Raw genomic sequence first — 16,844 nt, 5'->3', positions numbered from 1 at the left:
CGCGTTCATTAATCTGGCTTTGCGACGGGTACGATCGCCGTTCACATCCGAGCGCGACAGGGCCAGTTCAAAGTCGACCTTTTTCAACGGCCTGGCCTTCGTGGCACACGCGCGGATCACGTAGAAAGGCATCGGGTTCTCCGCTGGGAACAGTCTGGATCGAAGGGCTAGAGCGAAATGACTTTAGATGGAATCGTCATTTCGCTCTAACTTTTTGTTTTGTCGCGCAATTTAACCGAAAAGTGGTATCCACTTTATCGGATTGCGCTCTGGCGCGGTACGGTCAGTTCTTTAACGGGTAATCTGGCGGCTGTGCGCGGTCAAGGGACGCATTGACCAGGCTGTGACCAGGAACTTCGGACATAAAAAAGGGACGCCGCGGATCTCGGACGCGGCGTCCCAAGTCAGTAGGCATCGTCGGGAGAGGATACCTATGGTTTCAGTCTAGCGGCCCAATAGGGCAGGGCTATTTCGGCTCTGTAATTTTGAAAGGTTTCAACCCTTCATGCACCGTTGCGAACTTGGCCGTCAGATGTCGGCCGACTTCGGGATGCGTGGGCTGGACAGGTAGCTGAGCCGCGTTACCGTGAACTGATCGGCATATTTTTCCAGAGTCAGCTGGCCACCGCTAAAGCACCAAGTGGTGATGACATTGTCGACCGTGGTGTAGTGCGCGGTCCTGACGCTTTTCGTCTCCAGGCTGCACGGCTCGCCATAGGCTTGGGTCAGGTCGTGGGTGACCCGAGTGTAATCAGTCGTTTCCCACGACACCCGAAGCTCGCGAAAGCCGCTTTGGTCGAACAGGGCAGCGGCGTCCTGCGACTGGGCGCCGGCGATCAGGGTTTCCTTCAGCGGGCATGACCGCTCGGCGTTCGATTGTTCAGCGCCGCAAGGGTTGAGGGCCGGCATGGCGGTATGCAGGGTCTGGTTCTGGGTGAGGGTGCGGAACGTAAAGCCGGGACTGACGGCGACATCAGGTGACGATTTCGCGCAGCCTGCCATCAGCAGGGACACGGCGAGCAGAGTAGCGACGGTTTTCATAGGGTCTTTCGGAAGGTGCAGCAGCGTGCCCGGTGATCGACCGACGGTATGTCGGGACGTTCGGCGCGCCTGGCCTGCTTATGTTTATAGACCGAAGGACATAAGTTATCGCCGCGTTCTTCCGCACCGATCGCATTCCGACAATCCCCATCACATCCTGATGAAAAGAGGCCTAAGGCTTGCGCCCCGTTTTACAGGAGCCTGTCATGTCTACAGAACCCGCCTATTCCCGTGCCGTCATCACCGTCGATAGCCATAAGGCCAAGATCATACGCCTGAACGACGAAGCGCATCATGCCCGCTTTCTTGAAGCCAGCACCCAATCCACCCGCCAGCACAACAGCGAGGTCCGTCATACGCACGAATTTTTCGCTGCGGTGTGCGATGACCTGGCCGGACTGGATCAGGTTCTGGTCACTGGCGGTCATACCGGCCTGAGCGAATTCAAACACTATGTGACCAACCACCGTCCGGCCCTGGTGAACCATATTGTCGGTTATGAAACCGTCGACCATCCGACGGAGGGACAGCTGGTGGCCTACGGCCGGGATTATTTCGACAAGATCAGGGTCGCTGTCGTTCCCAGTCCGTGAATCTTTTCAACTCGTCCTGCCTGCGGTGCACGTTGCAGGGGGAGTCCAGCGTCGTGTTCACTGGTCATCGCTATGATCTGCCGTTCCGAAAATTTGCTCTTGCGTATTGGTCATCCCCTCTTTCGGGGACCCTGCAAATTCATGGCCGGAATTTTGGGGGATGGGTCATTGCTGTTAGCATAAAATGACCACGTTTACCATTTATGGTGTAAATGATATCTGTGCGACGCTGGCTAACAACTGACAGGATGGGAGGCGATGGAAAAATTAGATAATGTGATCGCTGCCTATAGTGCCGAACAGGCCGCGCGATTGACGGGATTGTCTGTTGGCCAACTGGCTGAATGGGACAAGATCGCTTTCTTCCCACCTGAGTATGCTGAAGCCAACAGACGTCTGCCGTACAGCCGTGCTTACTCCTTTCGCGACATTGTTGGCCTGAAAACTCTCGCCGTCTTGCGAAAAGATTACCGGATAGGTCTCTCCAAGCTTCGGGAAGTCGCCGACAAGCTGGCTCACATTACATCCCGACCGTGGTCCGAGCTTAAACTTTCTGTTCTGAAAGGGGACGTCGTTGTAGTGGGCCCTGAGGGACAGGGAGTCGCTCCGCGTGACGGTCAGATTGCTCTCATACCGTTGAAATCTATCATTGAGGACTTGCGTCAAAAGGCTATCGATCTCCGTCAGAGATCGGCAGAAACAGTTGGGAAGGTTGAGAGGTCCAAATTTGTGCTTCACAACGCACAGCGTATCTCAGGCACCAGGATACCAGTGTCTGCCGTCAAGTCTTATATTGAGGCCGGAAGTTCGGACACTGAAATTATAAAGGCTTATCCGGATCTGACGCTCGCGGATATCGCAGCCGTTCGTCAGTTGGACGCGGCCTGAGGGGGCCGGGGAGACGATTGGATTTTCTGGCTGACCATAACTGCAACGAAAATGTTTGCGACCTGTTGGAGGCGCGTAATCATATTGTGACGCGGCTTCGCAATGTATTACCACCTGATACCCCTGATCCCATGGTAGCTCAGACAGCGATCGTCGGGAAGTTGGTACTGTTGACGCAGGATACTGATTTCAGGTCCTTTCAAAGGGGAAGGCATTCTCAACGCCAAGCCTTCCGAGACGTGCATCTGCTGTGGATTTGTGATGCCGGTCCAGAAACTCGGCGTCGACTAGCTGAAGTGATCGATCTGGTTGAGTTCGAGATACATCAACGGCTAGCCGTCGAAGCGCGGGTTTACATTGAGGTTCATGAAGGCCGCGTGATTATTAATCGATAGTTCTTCGCATCCGCAAAAAATAATCGGCGTGTGGGGTGGCTTTATGCCCCGGATTCGGTTATACACCGCCCGATTCAGACATATGACACCCCCATGGCCTCTCGCAGCAGAGAGGCTTTTGTGCGTTTAAAGGCCCCTTATGAACCTGCGTAATATCGCCATCATCGCCCACGTCGACCACGGCAAAACCACACTCGTCGACCAGCTTCTGGCCCAGTCGGGCGTCTTCCGAGCCAATGAAGCGCAGACCGAGCGCGCCATGGACAGCAACGACCAGGAACGCGAACGCGGAATCACCATCCTGGCCAAGTGCACCTCGGTCATGTGGCACGGCAAGGCCGGCGACACCCGCATCAATATCATCGACACCCCGGGCCACGCCGACTTCGGCGGTGAAGTCGAACGCATCCTCGGCATGGTCGACGGCTGCGTGCTGCTGGTCGACGCCGAAGAAGGCGTCATGCCGCAAACCAAGTTCGTGCTGGGCAAGGCTTTGAAGCTGGGCCTGCGTCCGATCCTGTGCCTCAACAAGGTCGACCGCCCGCACGCCGATCCCGACCGCGTCCACAACGAAGCCTTCGATCTGTTCGCCGCCATGGGCGCGACCGACGAACAGCTCGACTTCCCGCACATCTATGCGTCGGGCAAGAACGGCTGGGCGACCATGGATATGGCGCAGCCCAATGATACCCTGGCGCCCCTGTTCGACCTGATCGTCGATCACGTCCCGGCGCCCAAGGCGCAGTCCAAGGCCGACCAGCCCTTCCAGATGCTGTCCGTGCTGATCGAATCCGATCCGTTCCTCGGCCGCCTGCTGACCGGCCAGATCGCCCAGGGCAAGGCCGTTCCCGGCCTGGCCATCAAGGCTCTGGACCGCAACGGCAACGAAATCGAACGCGGCCGCATCACCAAGGTCCTGGCCTTCCGCGGCCTGAAGCGCCAGCCGGTCGAAGAAGCCGAAGCCGGCGACATCATCGCCATTGCCGGCTTGTCCAAGGCGACAGTGGCCGATACACTGTGCGACATGGCACTGGTCGAAGCCCTGCCGGCGCAACCGATCGATCCGCCGACCATCTCGATGACCGTGTCGGTCAACGACAGCCCCCTGGCCGGCCGTGAAGGCACCAAGGTGCAGTCGCGTATCATCCGTGAGCGCCTGCTGAAGGAAGCCGAATCGAACGTTGCCATCCGCGTCACCGAAACGGAAGAAAAGGACGCCTTTGAGGTCGCCGGTCGTGGCGAACTGCAACTGGGCGTGCTGATCGAAAACATGCGCCGCGAAGGCTTCGAAGTCGCCATTTCGCGTCCGCGCGTCGTGTTCCAGACGGATGAAGCCACTGGCGAAAAGCTGGAGCCGATCGAAGACGTCATGATCGATGTCGACGACGAATATACCGGCGTGGTCATCGAAAAGCTGTCGGCGCGCAAGGCCGAGCTGAAGGACATGGGCCCGTCGGGCGCCGGCAAGACGCGTATCACGCTGAAGAGCCCGTCGCGCTCGCTGATCGGTTATCAGGGCGAGTTCCTGACCGATACGCGCGGTTCTGGCGTGCTGAACCGCGTGTTCTCGCATTATGAAAGCTACAAGGGCCTGATCGACCAGAACCGCAAGGGCGTGCTGATTTCCAACGGCGACGGCGAAACCTCTTCGTTCGCCCTGTGGAAGCTGGAAGAACGCGGCACCATGTTCGTCGGCGGCAACGAAAAGACCTATATGGGCATGATCATCGGCGAGAATTCGCGCTTTGACGATCTCGATGTCAATCCGATGAAGACCAAGCAGTTGACCAATATCCGCGCTTCGGGCACGGACGAAGCCATTCGCCTGACGCCGCCGCGCCGTCCGACCCTGGAACAGGCCATCGCCTATATCGACGACGATGAACTGGTCGAAGTGACGCCGAAGAGCATTCGTCTGCGGAAAAAAGAATTGAACCCGAGCTTCCGCAAGAAGCGCGTCAAGGCCGACGCATAATCGAGGTCTTTGCGGGGCGGCCCGTGCCGCCGTCTAGTGCGTCGCCATCGCTGGCAGGTACTACGTGTACCTGCGGCGCTCGGCTCCTGCTATACGACTCAAATCTCTCGCTTATGCCGATAGTGGAATAATGAACCTAAGAACGGCTCCGGAGACGGGGCCGTTTTTTCTTTTGGGGCAGGGACGGCGCTTGCTATGGTCGGCGTCCTTTTTGTGATTCCGCTGCCTTGCCGGGAGGACTGCACCATGGTGCAACAGGTTGCCTATACCGATCTGGAAGGTATCTCTGATCGCCTCGACCGCGCCTTGAGTAAAGCGGGCGGCTTGCCGATCATGGTCGTCGACGGTATTTTGGCTGGCGTCGCCATATGTCCGGACGAAATTGACGAAGACGAATGGCTTTCGAAGGCAAGCCTTCTGATTCCGGAAGACCCGGACGGATCGTATGATGAGCCTGCGCCGGCCGAAGTCGTGGAGTTGATCCGGGAGCGTCATGCCGAGATCGAGCAGGAAATGCGGGCGGGAATCTACAATCCAATCTATGGCTACAGTGAAGATGAGCCCGATGGTGTCGAATGGCGTCCGTGGCTGAACGGTTTTGCGCTGACCTTTTCCTTGCGCAGCGACACCTGGAAGCGCCTGACGAATAGCCGCAATCTCGACATCGCAACGGCCACGACAGCCTTGCTGCGCCTGTGGGCGCATGGACGCACGGATGTCGAGCTTCCGGCCGAGGCGATAGACTCCGAAATCCTGGCCAATGCGGCCGATCTGATCGTCAAATGTACCGACGTGCTGTCCGGCGCCAAATACCGCAAAAGGACACAGGCGACAAAAGAAGCCAAGGTCGGACGCAATGATCCATGTCCCTGCGGTTCGGGCGCGAAGTTCAAGAAGTGCTGCGGCGCTGCCTAGGAAGGGCCCCGTCGGCCGCCGCAGAGGTCGCCGAAAGTTATACCGCCCCGTGAGCGGGGCGGGGGACCGCCCGAGCGAGGACCAAGCCGGCGCGAAAGCGATGGCGAATGTCTTCGCATCGGGTGGTGGTGGGGGCCTTACAGGCCGCTTAATAGCTCGACAGTCAATGGAAGCGCGCTGGCGAAAACATAGTGCTGATGATAAGCAGGATCGCCATATTCGCGTTGCGTGAAAGCGTTTCTAACGCAAAATTTCTGGTGGAGTAATTGCTCGCCGTATTGCCTTGACAGGTCTGTATTTCGACTCCGCCTGACATAGGAGTCTCCGCTTCTGCAAGGCCCCCACCACCACCCGATGTGAAGACTTTTCACGTCGCTATCGCGTCGTGTCAATCTTCACTCGGGCGGTCCCCCGCCCCGCTCGCGGGGCGGTATAGGGTTTTTCAGCATCCTCACAACCGGTCGCAGGTGCCAAGCAAGACAAGCCATCTCACTCGTTGCTCTGCGCGACTACCCGGTCATGACCTCGATCCGCGGCGTGCCGGTGAGCTCCAAACGGATCTGGCCGCGTTCCGGACGTGTCAGGCGGATCGGGCCCGCCTTGTCGTCGAGACGGCGGCGCAGCAGGATCAGACGCGTTTCCAGATTATCCTTCAGGTCCGGCAGTTTCAGCGCAGCCTCGCGGCGGATCTCGCGGTTGGTATAGTCCGTGCGCCCGGTTTCGACATAACCCTTGATAAAGTGATACAGCAAACGGCCGGGAACGCCCTTGATCAGGTAGTCGTCGTCGATGAAGACGCTGTCGTCGAACGGATAGTAGCGCAGGCGAAACGGTGGCCCGGACGCCGTCGAGACGGGCGGCGTAGGCGGGGCGGGGGCGGCCGCCTGGGCCTGCAGTTCGGCCAGTTGCAGGGCGGCCGCCAATTGACCGGCGATCAGGCTAAGCGCGGACTCGTCCTCGTGACCGAAGGCAAAACTGGTCGGAGATTCGGCGAAAATGACACCACGCAACTGGCCCTTGGTCAGCATGGGCACCGCCATCTGGCATTTCGGCCGGCTGAGGCCGGGCAGGGGGATGGCGGGAATTTCGCCGGCCGCGGCCTGGGCATAGGTGGTGGCGCGGCGCAGGTCGGCCAGGCGCATGGCCCGACGCGTCGAGGCGGCCATGCCGATCAAGCCCTCACCGATGTGGACCTGGGCGCCGGCGCCGTAGCGGTCGTAGCCGCGGCTGGCCACGGTGCTCAGCCATTCACCATCCGCATCGGGCAACAGCACCACGACGTGAGGGAACATCATGGCGTCATGCAGGCCATCGAGCGCGACATCGAGAATGGTGTCGGCATCTTCTTCCGCGCTGATCGCTGCGGCGATACGCGCCGCGCGGCTGAGGCGGTCGCAGCGCGGCAAGGGCGCCAGCGGCGTGGCGTGCGGGTCGGCGGGCGGCACGACGCGCATGGCCGTGACGCGATAGATGTCGGCAGCCTTCAGCTTCATCATGCCGCTGACGCCCTGCAGGGCGCTGGCGGCATCGAGATGGGTTGAGATGCGTTCGAATATCTCGCCATTGTCCTGGGAACGGATGAATTGCAGGTCGAGTATGTGTTGCACGCCGGTACGGCCGTCGATAACCGCCAGGGTGGCGACGCCGTGGCGGCGGACATTGGCGGCCGTCTTGGAGAAATACTGGTTCGACAGGGCGACGTGGCTGTCGTCGACATAGTGGACGTGCGACAGGTAGGAGATATTGGGCTGGCCGGCCTCGTCCAGCGTGGCGATAACCGACGGGATGACGCCTTCGAAACTGTCACGCAAATCGTTCAGACGGATCATGCGGAGGCCGCGGCGATCAGCTTGCCGGCGCCGGCGCCAGGTGTCTGGTTGAAAACTTCACGCGGTGACAGACGCAACCGCCACAGGTCGGTGGTGCAGAAGGTGTCCGACAATTGCGTGCGGCTGACGTCCCACCCCATCAGCAAGGCCAGGGCGCGCTCGATATAGAGGTTGCTGCGCGCGACCTCGATCGCCGTGGCGGGCCTGGCGTCTTCGATCACGCCCTTGACCTGCCAGCAGCGGTAATCGGACACATCGCCGAAGGTGACGGCTATGCGCTGGCCGAGATTGGCATTGGCAACCGTGTCGGGCCATTGGGCCGCCGAGACGAAGACATCGACGAAGCTGCCGCCGTCGCCAGACGTATCGCACACCGCTCCGGCGCCGCGCCCGATGGTGGCGCGAAAACGGTCATTGCACACCGAAACGAGGATCATCACCGGGCCAGCCATCGCTTCGGCGAGGTCCGCGGGAAGGGCAACGGAGAGGTTGGTGGGCTCGGGCAAGCGGCGTCCCTGATAGGCGAACAGGATCGGGTTAGGATTCTTTTAGGAAACGGGGCGGGGCTTAGCAAGCATTTAGGATGCCCTTTTTGGGAGGTCGCCTATGACAGCGTCATCACAAAGGAGAGACCCACATGATCCACGCTCACATCGCTAGCCCCGCCCTTCCGGTTGTCGCCCCGACCCAGGGCCGTTTCGATCCCTATGCCCTGATCCACAAGGCCCTGCGCAAGGCGCAGTGCGACATGCTGGTCCGCCTGGGCCAGGCCGATTTCAAGAACCCGGCAACCACGAGCCTGCTGACCGACCTGCGCCAGCTCCTGACCTTCGGCAGCCAGCACATCGCCCATGAAGAGGTCTTCGTCCATCCGGTATTGAAGGCGCGGGCGCCGGGCGCCACAGACGCTCTGGACGCCCAGCACGGCAGCCACCGGGCGGCTTTCGAAACCCTGGAGGATCTGATTGCCCAGCTCGCAGTCGCGCCGGCCGACGAGAAGGCCGCGTTCGGCCGCCGGCTTTACCTGACTTACAGCGCCTTTGTTGCTCACGACCTGGAACATATGCTGGAGGAGGAAACCGTAGGCAATGCGCAGCTATGGGCGTTGTTCAGCGATGATGAGTTGCACCAGATAGAGCGCGCCATCGTCGCCAGCCTGACGCCGGAAAAGGCCATGTTGTCGATGAAACTGATGATCCCGGCGATCAATCGCGACGAACGCGCCATTCTGCTGGGCGGCATGAAGGCCCATGCACCCAAGCCGGCCTTCGACGCGGTCATGGAGGTGATCGCGCGCAATGTCCTGTCGCGTGAGGATTTCGCCGACCTGGAACAGCGCCTGGGCCTGGTCGAGGCCTGACCCGCATTTTGCCGGTTACGGGATTGTGATCGCGATTTTTATTCATGAAAGGCGAATCACGTAAAAATTTGGTATGACCATTTTAACCGGTCGCTGGCAGGCTTAGGTCTGACCCATAAAAACAGCCGGGGGAGAAGACGCCAAATGCAAGGTTCGATTGCGCGCCACATCTTAGGTGTGGCCGCATCCCTGCTTTTATCGAGTACCGGTGTTGCCTGCGCGGCAACACCGGTCTCTGACCACGGTGCCCTCTCGGTCAAGGCCAATCGCATCATCGACGAGCATAGCAATCCGGTCGCCCTGGCCGGAGTCAGTTTCTTCTGGTCGAATACCGGCTGGGGGCAGGAACGCTTCTACAATGCCGCCGCGGTGAAGAGTTTCGCCCAGGACTGGCATGTCTCGCTGGTGCGGGCTGCCATGGGCGCGGACTTCGGAGGCGATTACCTGCAGGATCCGGCCGGCAACCAGGCGCGCGCCGAGACCATTGTCGACGCGGCCATCGCCAACGGCATCTATGTGCTGATCGACTGGCATTCGCATCACGCCGAGAAGAACCCGCAGGCGGCGGTCACCTTCTTTACCGCCATGGCGAAAAAGTACGGCAACACGCCCAATGTCATCTACGAGATCTATAACGAGCCGCTGAACAGCACCGACTGGTCCAGCGACGTCAAACCCTATGCCCAGACCGTGGTCGACGCCATCCGCGCCGTCGATCCTGATAACCTTATCGTCGTCGGATCGCCGACCTGGTCGCAGGATGTCGATATCGCCGCCGCCGATCCGGTCGTCGGGCGCAACATCACCTATACCCTGCATTTCTATGCCGGATCACACGGGCAATCCCTGCGTGACAAGGCAACCAAGGCCATGGACCTGGGCGCGTCTCTGTTCGTCTCGGAATGGGGCACGGTCAATGCTGACGGCAAGGGCGGCGTCGCGACGGGTGAAACGCAGCGCTGGCAGGACTATATGCGCGCCAACTGCCTGTCTCAGGTCAACTGGTCGGTCAGCGACAAGAAGGAATCCGCGTCGCTGTTCAAACCGGGGGCTTCGGCGACCGGACCCTGGACAGATGACGACCTGACCGAGTCGGGAAAGCTGGTGCGCGATATCGTCAGGAATGCCCCGGCGACCTGCGGGTAGGGTGAGAAGCGTACCCATTGAATCCACCTCTTCCCGTCGCTTTACGGGGAGAGGTCGGTCCAGAGGACCGGGTGAGGGGCAAATCCCACGGTCGAAGCGGCCTCCACCACCACGAGGATTCCAGCATTCAGGTTATCAGCCCGTGGAAAGGTTTGGCGGAGACTTACGTTTACTGACCGAGCCGTTGCAAATGCAGTAGAATGCCCCTCACCCGATCGCTTTCGCTATGCTCAGCTCTCGTCCTCTCCCCGTAAAGTGACGGGAAGAGGGGGATTTAAGAGTTCCCAAAATTAATATCAACTACCGACCTGCATGCGATGCCATCCGCGCCGGCTGGACCGTGCGCGGCATCGACATGGGCAAGGTATATTGCGGCAAGCTGTACTGGGGCACGGGGTGCTGACGTGGCCTGACAACCGCCTTGACCGGCCACAACGGACGCTCGGCCTTCGGACGTGGCGGCGTCACCACCTCGGCGACATAGGGGGCGACTTCGGGCTTGCCGTCATAGACGAAAACGACGGCGCCGTTGCAGGCAGCGTCCTGGCAGCGCGTCTCCCATTCCAGCAAATCCATGAATTGTCCGCCCAGGCGTTGCGTTTCGACCATGTCGCGCACATCCAGTGACCAGCCTTTTGCGCAGGCTTTGCACGTTACGGCAATGGTGCTGTCGCGCTGCAAATCCTTGAGCTGCGGCTGACGGGTCCAGGTGCTGAGATGAGGCATGGCAACATTCCTTGATGATGTTCCTATTTTGTTCTCATTGTGGATAAGTGTCAACAGGAAAATTTCAGGCCCTTGCCATAGCTTTCGAATGGTTTAATTGTACTACAAATAACAGGATTCGGCCATGCCGAACGGGAGGTCTGAAGTGGGTGTTGATATGAAACGACTTTTGTCTACGCTGTGGTTGACGCTTCTGGCTTGCCTGATCGGCGCGGTTGTGGCTCAGGCCGAGCCTGCGGCGCGCGAACACACCAATATCGACGCCGGCTGGCGGTTTGCCTATGGCCACGCCACCGACTCGGCACACGATTTCGGCTATGGTCAGCGCGCCTTCTTCTTCGCCAAGGCCGGCTATGGCGATGGGCCGGCCGGGCCCGGTTTCAACGACGCCGGCTGGCGCAAGGTCGACCTGCCGCACGACTGGGCGGTCGAACTGCCCTTCGACGGCCGTGGCAATACCAATCACGGTTCCAAGGCAATCGGTGGCAACTTCCCGGAAAACAGCATTGGCTGGTACCGCAAGACCCTGACCATACCGGAAAGCGACCGTGGCCGGCGCATTTCCTTGACCTTCGACGGCGTCTACCGCGACAGCGTCTTGTGGGTGAACGGGCACTATATCGGCACGGAACCCAGCGGCTATACCAGTTTCAGATACGACATCAGCGACTACCTCAACTATGGCGGTGACAATGTCATCGTCCTGCGCGTTGACGCCACGGTCGAGGAGGGGTGGTTCTACGAAGGGGCAGGGATCTATCGCCATGTCTGGCTGGACAAGACCCAGCCGGTCCATGTCGCCCCATGGGGCAGTTTCGTCGACAGCACAGTGACCGGCGACGCGGCCGACGTGGCGGTCGAGACCACGGTGGTCAATGAGGGTCGCACGCAACAGAGCTTCAGCGTAGAGGTTCAACTGCTGGCGCCCGATGGCACGGTGGTGGCGACCGCTGTCGGCCCGGAACAGACGGTCGGCGATGGTGACACCGTCAAGGTAAAACAGCATCTCAACGTAACCACGCCCAAGCTTTGGTCATTGGAAACGCCGCAACTCTATACCGCCGTGACGCGGATACGCACGAAGGACGGCCTGTCGGACCTGTATAGCCAGCCCTTCGGTATCCGCACGGTCGTGTTCGACCCCGACAAGGGGTTTTTCCTCAATGGCCAGCATGTCGAGCTGCACGGCGTCAATATTCACCAGGAATTTGCCGGTGTCGGCGTCGCGGTGCCGGATTCGGTGCAGGTCTATCGCCTGAAGCAGTTGAAGGGGATAGGCGTCAATGCGCTGCGCATGTCGCATAATCCGCCCAATCCGGAGGTGCTCGATGCCGCCGATCGGATGGGCATGCTGGTTATCGACGAGCACCGCATGATGGGAACAACACTGGAAATTCGCGGCCAGCTCGAAGCTCTGATCAAGCGCGACCGCAACCACCCCAGCGTCATCCTGTGGTCGGTCGGCAATGAGGAATGGGCGCTGGAATGGAAACCCCTGGGCACGCACCTGGCCGACGAGATGCAGTATATCGTCCACCGGCTTGACCCCAATCGCCGCACCACGGTGGCGACCAGCGGCTCCGGCCAGGGCGTATCCCTGGCGGCCGATGTCATCGGCTTCAACTACCACACCCAGCATGATGTCGATGCTTTCCACAAGCAGCATCCCGGCATGCCGGCGGTGATGACGGAAGAAGGCTCGACCACGGCGACGCGCGGCATCTATGTCGATGATCCGCAGGGCGTGCATCTGGCGGCCTACGACCGTCAGGCGCGGCCGGGTAATTCGTCCAGCATTGAGGAGGCGTGGCGCTTTGCTGCGGCACGGCCGTTCCTTGCCGGCATGTTCGTGTGGACAGGCTTTGATTATCGCGGCGAGACGACGCCGTTCGGCTGGCCGGCCATCAGTTCGCAGTTCGGCATGCTGGACACCGGCGGGATCGTCAAGGACAGCGGCTACTATCTGAGCACGGTATGGAAGGACACGCCGCAGGTTCATCTGCTGCCGCACTGGAATTGGGCAGGTAAAGAAGGACAGGCAATCGATGTCCGTGTCTACGGCAATACGGACGCGGTGGAGTTGAAACTCAACGGCAAGAGCCTGGGGCGCAAAACCCTGGAGCGCGATGGCCATCTTGAATGGTCCGTGCCCTATGCGCCCGGCACGTTGGAAGCCATTGGCTATACCGCCGGCAAGGTGACCGCGCGCGACAGTGTGGTGACGACCGACAAGCCCGCTGGATTGGCCTTGGCGCCGGACGCAAGCGCGTTGAAGGCCGACGGCGCCTCGGCGACCGTGGTGACGGTGCGCGTGGTCGATCGCAAGGGCCGTCTGGTGCCGACCGCAGATAACGCCATGACCTTCGATGTCGAAGGGCCGTTGCGTATTATCGGCGTCGGCAATGGCGATCCGGGCTCGCACGAGGCCGACCGTCCCGCCGTCCGTTACGGCTTTGCGACCATCGGCAATTGGCGCAGCCTGGCGGTCGACGGTACGCTGAACCGTCCGGAGACCGCGGCCGGGCAATCGACCGAAGGCTGGCGCGATCCGTTCCAATGGCTGCCGCCCGAAAAGCAACCGCCTGTCACAAAAGCCGTCGTCCTGCGCGGCGAGTTCTCAGGCCCTGTCCTGGGGGCGAGCGATAGTTTGCAATGGCTGGTCGGCACGATTGGCAAGAACCAGACCGCGTATCTGAATGGCAAGCTGGTGACGCCGCACGACCAGGACGGCGTCCAGGTCATCGACATTGCGCCGGGCGATTTGAAACCGGTAAACAGCCTGGTCTATGTTTTCGAGACGCCGGAGGGCGGCGTGGCGAAAATGGCCGATAACAGTTCGGGCGGCACAAGCTGGGGCCAGATCCGTGTCGTGACGCCGGCCGCACCCTGGCAAAGGCACGCGTTCGGCGGCTATGCCACAGTGGTGGTTCAGTCGACGGGCGAACCGGGCGAGGGCAGGCTGGTCGCGCGCGGCGAGGGGCTGAAGACCGCCACCGTTGTGATCGGGGTGAAATGAGGAAGTACCGAGGTCAGGTAATCTGAATCTCGGTGCTCTGGCGAACGCGTGCAATGCGCGGCAGGACGCCGGTGATCGACATCGCATGTAGTTCGGCGGTCGCGCTGGTACAGCCGTCCTCGGCGACCACGACGGCGTAGTTGCGCTCCCACGCCTGGCGGGCGGTCGACTCGACGCCGAAATTGGTCGCAATGCCGGCCAGGACGATTGCATTGATGCCGCGCCGGGACAGGATTACATCCAGCTCCGTGCCGTGGAAGGCGCCCCAGTTGCGTTTGCGGATCACGATGTCGCCGTCCTGCTGCAGGCCGGGGGCAAACTCCATATAGCCGGCCGGCAGGCCTCCGGGGGGACGCGGGATGGGCGCGTCGACCGGCTGTTTCAGCGCGTCGCTATAGTCGTCTGCAAAACCGACATGGACCAGGATAACGGGGGCTTCGGCGGCGCGGAATCGCTGGGCCAGGGCGGCGCAGGCGGCGACGGCCTCAGCGCCCGAACGCGGCTGGCGCGGCGGTGAGACGATGCCGTTCTGCAGGTCGATCAGCACCAGGGCCGTGGTGCGGGCGGAAAGCTGGACTTGCCCCATCATTGGACTGGCCCCATCATTGGACTGGCGCCATCACTGGATCGGCGCGCAGACGGCGCGTCCGCCGGCATTGCCGATCGGCTGCGCGGCGTAATCGTCGGGCATGTCGTGGATGACCACCGCAGTGCCGTCATCGTCGATCAGGTAGGGCCGGCCATCGACCTTGGTCGCGGTGACGAGGGAGGAATAGACCTCGGCATTGCCGTGGCCGTCTTCGCCGACATAGATGTTGGGCAGATCACCGGCATCATTGGCCCCGGCATTGAGATAGCCATGTGTCACCGGCGTCGTGTTGTGGACATGACCGCCGGCCGAGGCGAACTTCTCGTCGTCGCAGGTGCCCTTTTCATGAAAGTGCATGCCGTGCCAGCCAGGTTTCATGTCCTTGACCTCGATGTGCAGGATGACGCCATTGGGCGCGGTCGTCAGGGTCAGTGTGCCGTGGTCGCCGTGATCGGCACCGGCGAAATTGCCGCTGTAAACATGCGGCCCGGTCTCCTGGGCCAAAGCCGGAGCTGTAGTGAAGGCAAGAACGGCGAGGAGGGGGATGATACGCATGGCGAGACTCCTTGATTGGGCCTTTGGTCGGATTTCGATGCGGGCGCACCCTAGCCGGGGAAATGCGGCTGTGTCTTGACACTTCACGCGCTTGTGAAATTTAAAAGGCCGGATCGAAGGTGTCCGCCTGGGCGCGATCCCATTCGCGCTTCAGCCGCTCATCGACATCGCCGGTCAGCAGTGAACCGCGCGACAGATGGTGATAGGCGACGTCGCCACGCACCACCTCGCCATTGGCGGCGCGGACATGCAGGTGCCACGGCCGCAGATCCTGCGGATGGGTCAGGCCAGCCGAGGCCAGCACTTCGGCCAGGGCCTTCAAGGTATTGCGGTGGAAGTTACGCACACGCGGCGCTTTTTCGCTGACGACCAGGGCGCGTGACCGACCCTTGTCCTGGGTGGCGACTCCCGTCGGGCAGTGGTTGGTGTGGCAGGCGCGCGCCTGCAGGCAGCCCAGGGCAAACATGAACGGCCGCGCCGCCATGGCATAGTCGGCGCCCAGGGCGTGGATGCGGCAGAAGTCGAAGGCCGTCACGACCTTGCCCGAGGCGCCCAACCGGATGCGGTCGCGCAGGTTGGAACCCACCAAAGCGTTGTGAACGAAGCTCAGCCCTTCGACCAGAGGCAGGCCGACATGGCCGGCCAGTTCGATCGGCGCCGCACCCGTGCCGCCTTCGCCGCCGTCGACGACGATGAAGTCGGGCGTAGTGTCGCTCTCCAGCATGGCCTTGCACAGGGCGAGGAATTCGAAGCGGTGACCGACGCACATCTTCAGGCCGACCGGCTTGCCGCCCGACAATTCGCGAAGACGGGAAATGAATCCCATCAGTTCCAGCGGCGTGGAAAATTCGGCATGGCGCGACGGCGACACACAGTCCGTCGTCCGGTCGATCAGCCGCGTGCGGGCGATTTCGGCGGTTATCTTGGCCTTGGGCAGCACGCCACCGTGGCCGGGCTTGGCGCCCTGGCTGAGCTTTATCTCGATCATCTTGATCTGCGGCTCGGCAGCGACCTTGGCGAACAGGGCGGGATCGAATTTGCCCTCCCGGGTGCGGCAGCCGAAATAGCCGGTCGCCACCTGCCAGATGATATCGCCGCCGCCCTTGCGATGATAGCGGCTGACCGAACCTTCGCCGGTATTGTGCGCGAAACCGCCCAGCTTGGCGCCCTTGTTCAGGGCCAGGATGGCGTTGCTGCTGACCGCGCCGAAGCTGGTGCCGGAGATGTTGAGGACCGAGGCGGAGTAGGGTTGCTTGCAGTCCCTGCCGCCGATCATGATACGAAAGTCGTGGCTGGTGATCAGCGCCGGGCGGATCGAATGCGAGATCCAGCCGTAGCCCGGCGCATTGACGTCGCGGATGGTGCCGAACGGTTGCTGGTCCGGCGCCCCCTTTGCCCGCTGATAGACGAGGGAACGCTGTTCGCGCGAAAACGGTACCGGGTCGCGATCGTCCTCAATGACATATTGCCGTAATTCCGGACGTATGGCTTCGATCCAGAAGCGGAAGTGGCCGATGATCGGATAGTTGCGCAGGATCGAGTGCTGCGTCTGCAGCAGGTCGCCGATGCCGACGACACTCAGCGGCGCCAGGGCCAGCAAGGACCACCAGATATCGTGATGCACGACATAGCCCAGGACGAGAGCGGCCAGCGTGGCCGCCAGGACCAGTTGGAAAACGAAGAAACGCGAGATCATGGCCACCCCCTGATACCGAAATCCTGCCCAGCCTGTCACGGCTGTGTGACACCATGATTACCCAAGTTATTGCCCACATTACAACAATTTCATGCGTCACCTGTTGCGGACTGTAAAGCT

At 61.0% G+C, this 16,844-nt stretch carries 15 protein-coding genes; 8 read left to right on the top strand and 7 right to left on the bottom strand.

All coding sequences use genetic code 11. From position 1 onward, the window contains the following. Window positions 1-528 precede the first annotated feature (528 nt). Window positions 529-1,041 (bottom strand): hypothetical protein, encoded by a 513-nt coding sequence (locus AC1DXO_RS23610; protein WP_476980662.1) that lies wholly within the window; start codon window positions 1,039-1,041, stop codon window positions 529-531. Between the two features lie 206 nt (window positions 1,042-1,247). Here AC1DXO_RS23610 and AC1DXO_RS23605 point away from each other — a divergent pair, with 206 nt between their 5' ends. From AC1DXO_RS23605 to AC1DXO_RS23585, 5 genes are all read left to right on the top strand, one after another. After that, a complete protein-coding gene (locus AC1DXO_RS23605) occupies window positions 1,248-1,634 on the top strand; it encodes a hypothetical protein (RefSeq protein WP_476980661.1) in 387 nt (128 codons plus the stop codon). Window positions 1,635-1,892: 258 nt separating this feature from the next. Next, window positions 1,893-2,522, top strand: a complete 630-nt coding sequence (locus AC1DXO_RS23600) for a DUF433 domain-containing protein (protein WP_476980660.1) — start codon at window positions 1,893-1,895, stop codon at window positions 2,520-2,522. Window positions 2,523-2,539: 17 nt separating this feature from the next. After that, a complete protein-coding gene (locus AC1DXO_RS23595) occupies window positions 2,540-2,917 on the top strand; it encodes a DUF5615 family PIN-like protein (protein ID WP_476980659.1) in 378 nt (125 codons plus the stop codon). 139 nt (window positions 2,918-3,056) lie between these two features. Further along, entirely contained in the window at window positions 3,057-4,892 is a 1,836-nt protein-coding gene (typA, locus tag AC1DXO_RS23590) for a translational GTPase TypA (RefSeq protein ID WP_476980658.1), read from the top strand. A gap of 246 nt (window positions 4,893-5,138) precedes the next feature. After that, window positions 5,139-5,807, top strand: coding sequence for a UPF0149 family protein (locus AC1DXO_RS23585; RefSeq protein WP_476980657.1), 669 nt, complete (start codon window positions 5,139-5,141; stop codon window positions 5,805-5,807). A gap of 509 nt (window positions 5,808-6,316) precedes the next feature. Here the strand turns inward: AC1DXO_RS23585 and AC1DXO_RS23580 are convergent. Next, complete coding sequence (locus tag AC1DXO_RS23580) at window positions 6,317-7,636, bottom strand: GAF domain-containing protein (protein ID WP_476980656.1); 1,320 nt, start codon at window positions 7,634-7,636, stop codon at window positions 6,317-6,319. Then, window positions 7,633-8,142: a hypothetical protein gene (locus AC1DXO_RS23575; RefSeq protein WP_476980655.1), complete on the bottom strand. Its 510-nt coding sequence runs from the start codon at window positions 8,140-8,142 to the stop codon at window positions 7,633-7,635. The genes AC1DXO_RS23580 and AC1DXO_RS23575 overlap by 4 nt, the downstream gene beginning before the upstream one ends. 131 nt (window positions 8,143-8,273) lie before the next feature. On the opposite strand from AC1DXO_RS23575, the gene AC1DXO_RS23570 reads away from it, so the two are divergent. Together AC1DXO_RS23570 and AC1DXO_RS23565 are read left to right on the top strand one after the other, a co-directional pair. Then, a complete protein-coding gene (locus AC1DXO_RS23570) occupies window positions 8,274-8,996 on the top strand; it encodes a hemerythrin domain-containing protein (protein ID WP_476980654.1) in 723 nt (240 codons plus the stop codon). Window positions 8,997-9,140: 144 nt separating this feature from the next. Further along, complete coding sequence (locus AC1DXO_RS23565) at window positions 9,141-10,142, top strand: glycoside hydrolase family 5 protein (protein ID WP_476980653.1); 1,002 nt, start codon at window positions 9,141-9,143, stop codon at window positions 10,140-10,142. Between the two features lie 300 nt (window positions 10,143-10,442). On the opposite strand, the gene AC1DXO_RS23560 is transcribed toward AC1DXO_RS23565, so the two are convergent. Then, complete coding sequence (locus AC1DXO_RS23560) at window positions 10,443-10,868, bottom strand: hypothetical protein (protein WP_476980652.1); 426 nt, start codon at window positions 10,866-10,868, stop codon at window positions 10,443-10,445. Window positions 10,869-11,025: 157 nt separating this feature from the next. Between AC1DXO_RS23560 and galA the strand changes: the two genes are divergently transcribed. Continuing rightward, window positions 11,026-13,884: a beta-galactosidase GalA gene (gene galA, locus AC1DXO_RS23555; RefSeq protein WP_476980651.1), complete on the top strand. Its 2,859-nt coding sequence runs from the start codon at window positions 11,026-11,028 to the stop codon at window positions 13,882-13,884. 13 nt (window positions 13,885-13,897) lie between these two features. Here the strand turns inward: galA and AC1DXO_RS23550 are convergent, their stop codons facing one another. The 3 genes from AC1DXO_RS23550 to AC1DXO_RS23540 form a co-directional block, all read right to left on the bottom strand. After that, window positions 13,898-14,473 carry a hydrolase gene (locus AC1DXO_RS23550; RefSeq protein WP_476980650.1) on the bottom strand — a complete coding sequence of 192 codons (576 nt, stop codon included), beginning with the start codon at window positions 14,471-14,473 and terminating at the stop codon, window positions 13,898-13,900. Window positions 14,474-14,503: 30 nt separating this feature from the next. Beyond that, complete coding sequence (locus AC1DXO_RS23545; protein ID WP_476980649.1) at window positions 14,504-15,028, bottom strand: superoxide dismutase family protein; 525 nt, start codon at window positions 15,026-15,028, stop codon at window positions 14,504-14,506. 100 nt (window positions 15,029-15,128) lie between these two features. Continuing rightward, the gene (locus tag AC1DXO_RS23540) at window positions 15,129-16,724 is read right to left on the bottom strand and encodes an FMN-binding glutamate synthase family protein (RefSeq protein WP_476980648.1); all 1,596 of its coding nucleotides are present in this window, start codon (window positions 16,722-16,724) and stop codon (window positions 15,129-15,131) included. Window positions 16,725-16,844: the final 120 nt, after the last annotated feature.

This window comes from Asticcacaulis sp. P2_C5 (genome assembly GCF_056404555.1).
Note: the sequence above shows the minus strand (reverse complement) of the source record. Positions and strands in the feature narration are given on the sequence as shown.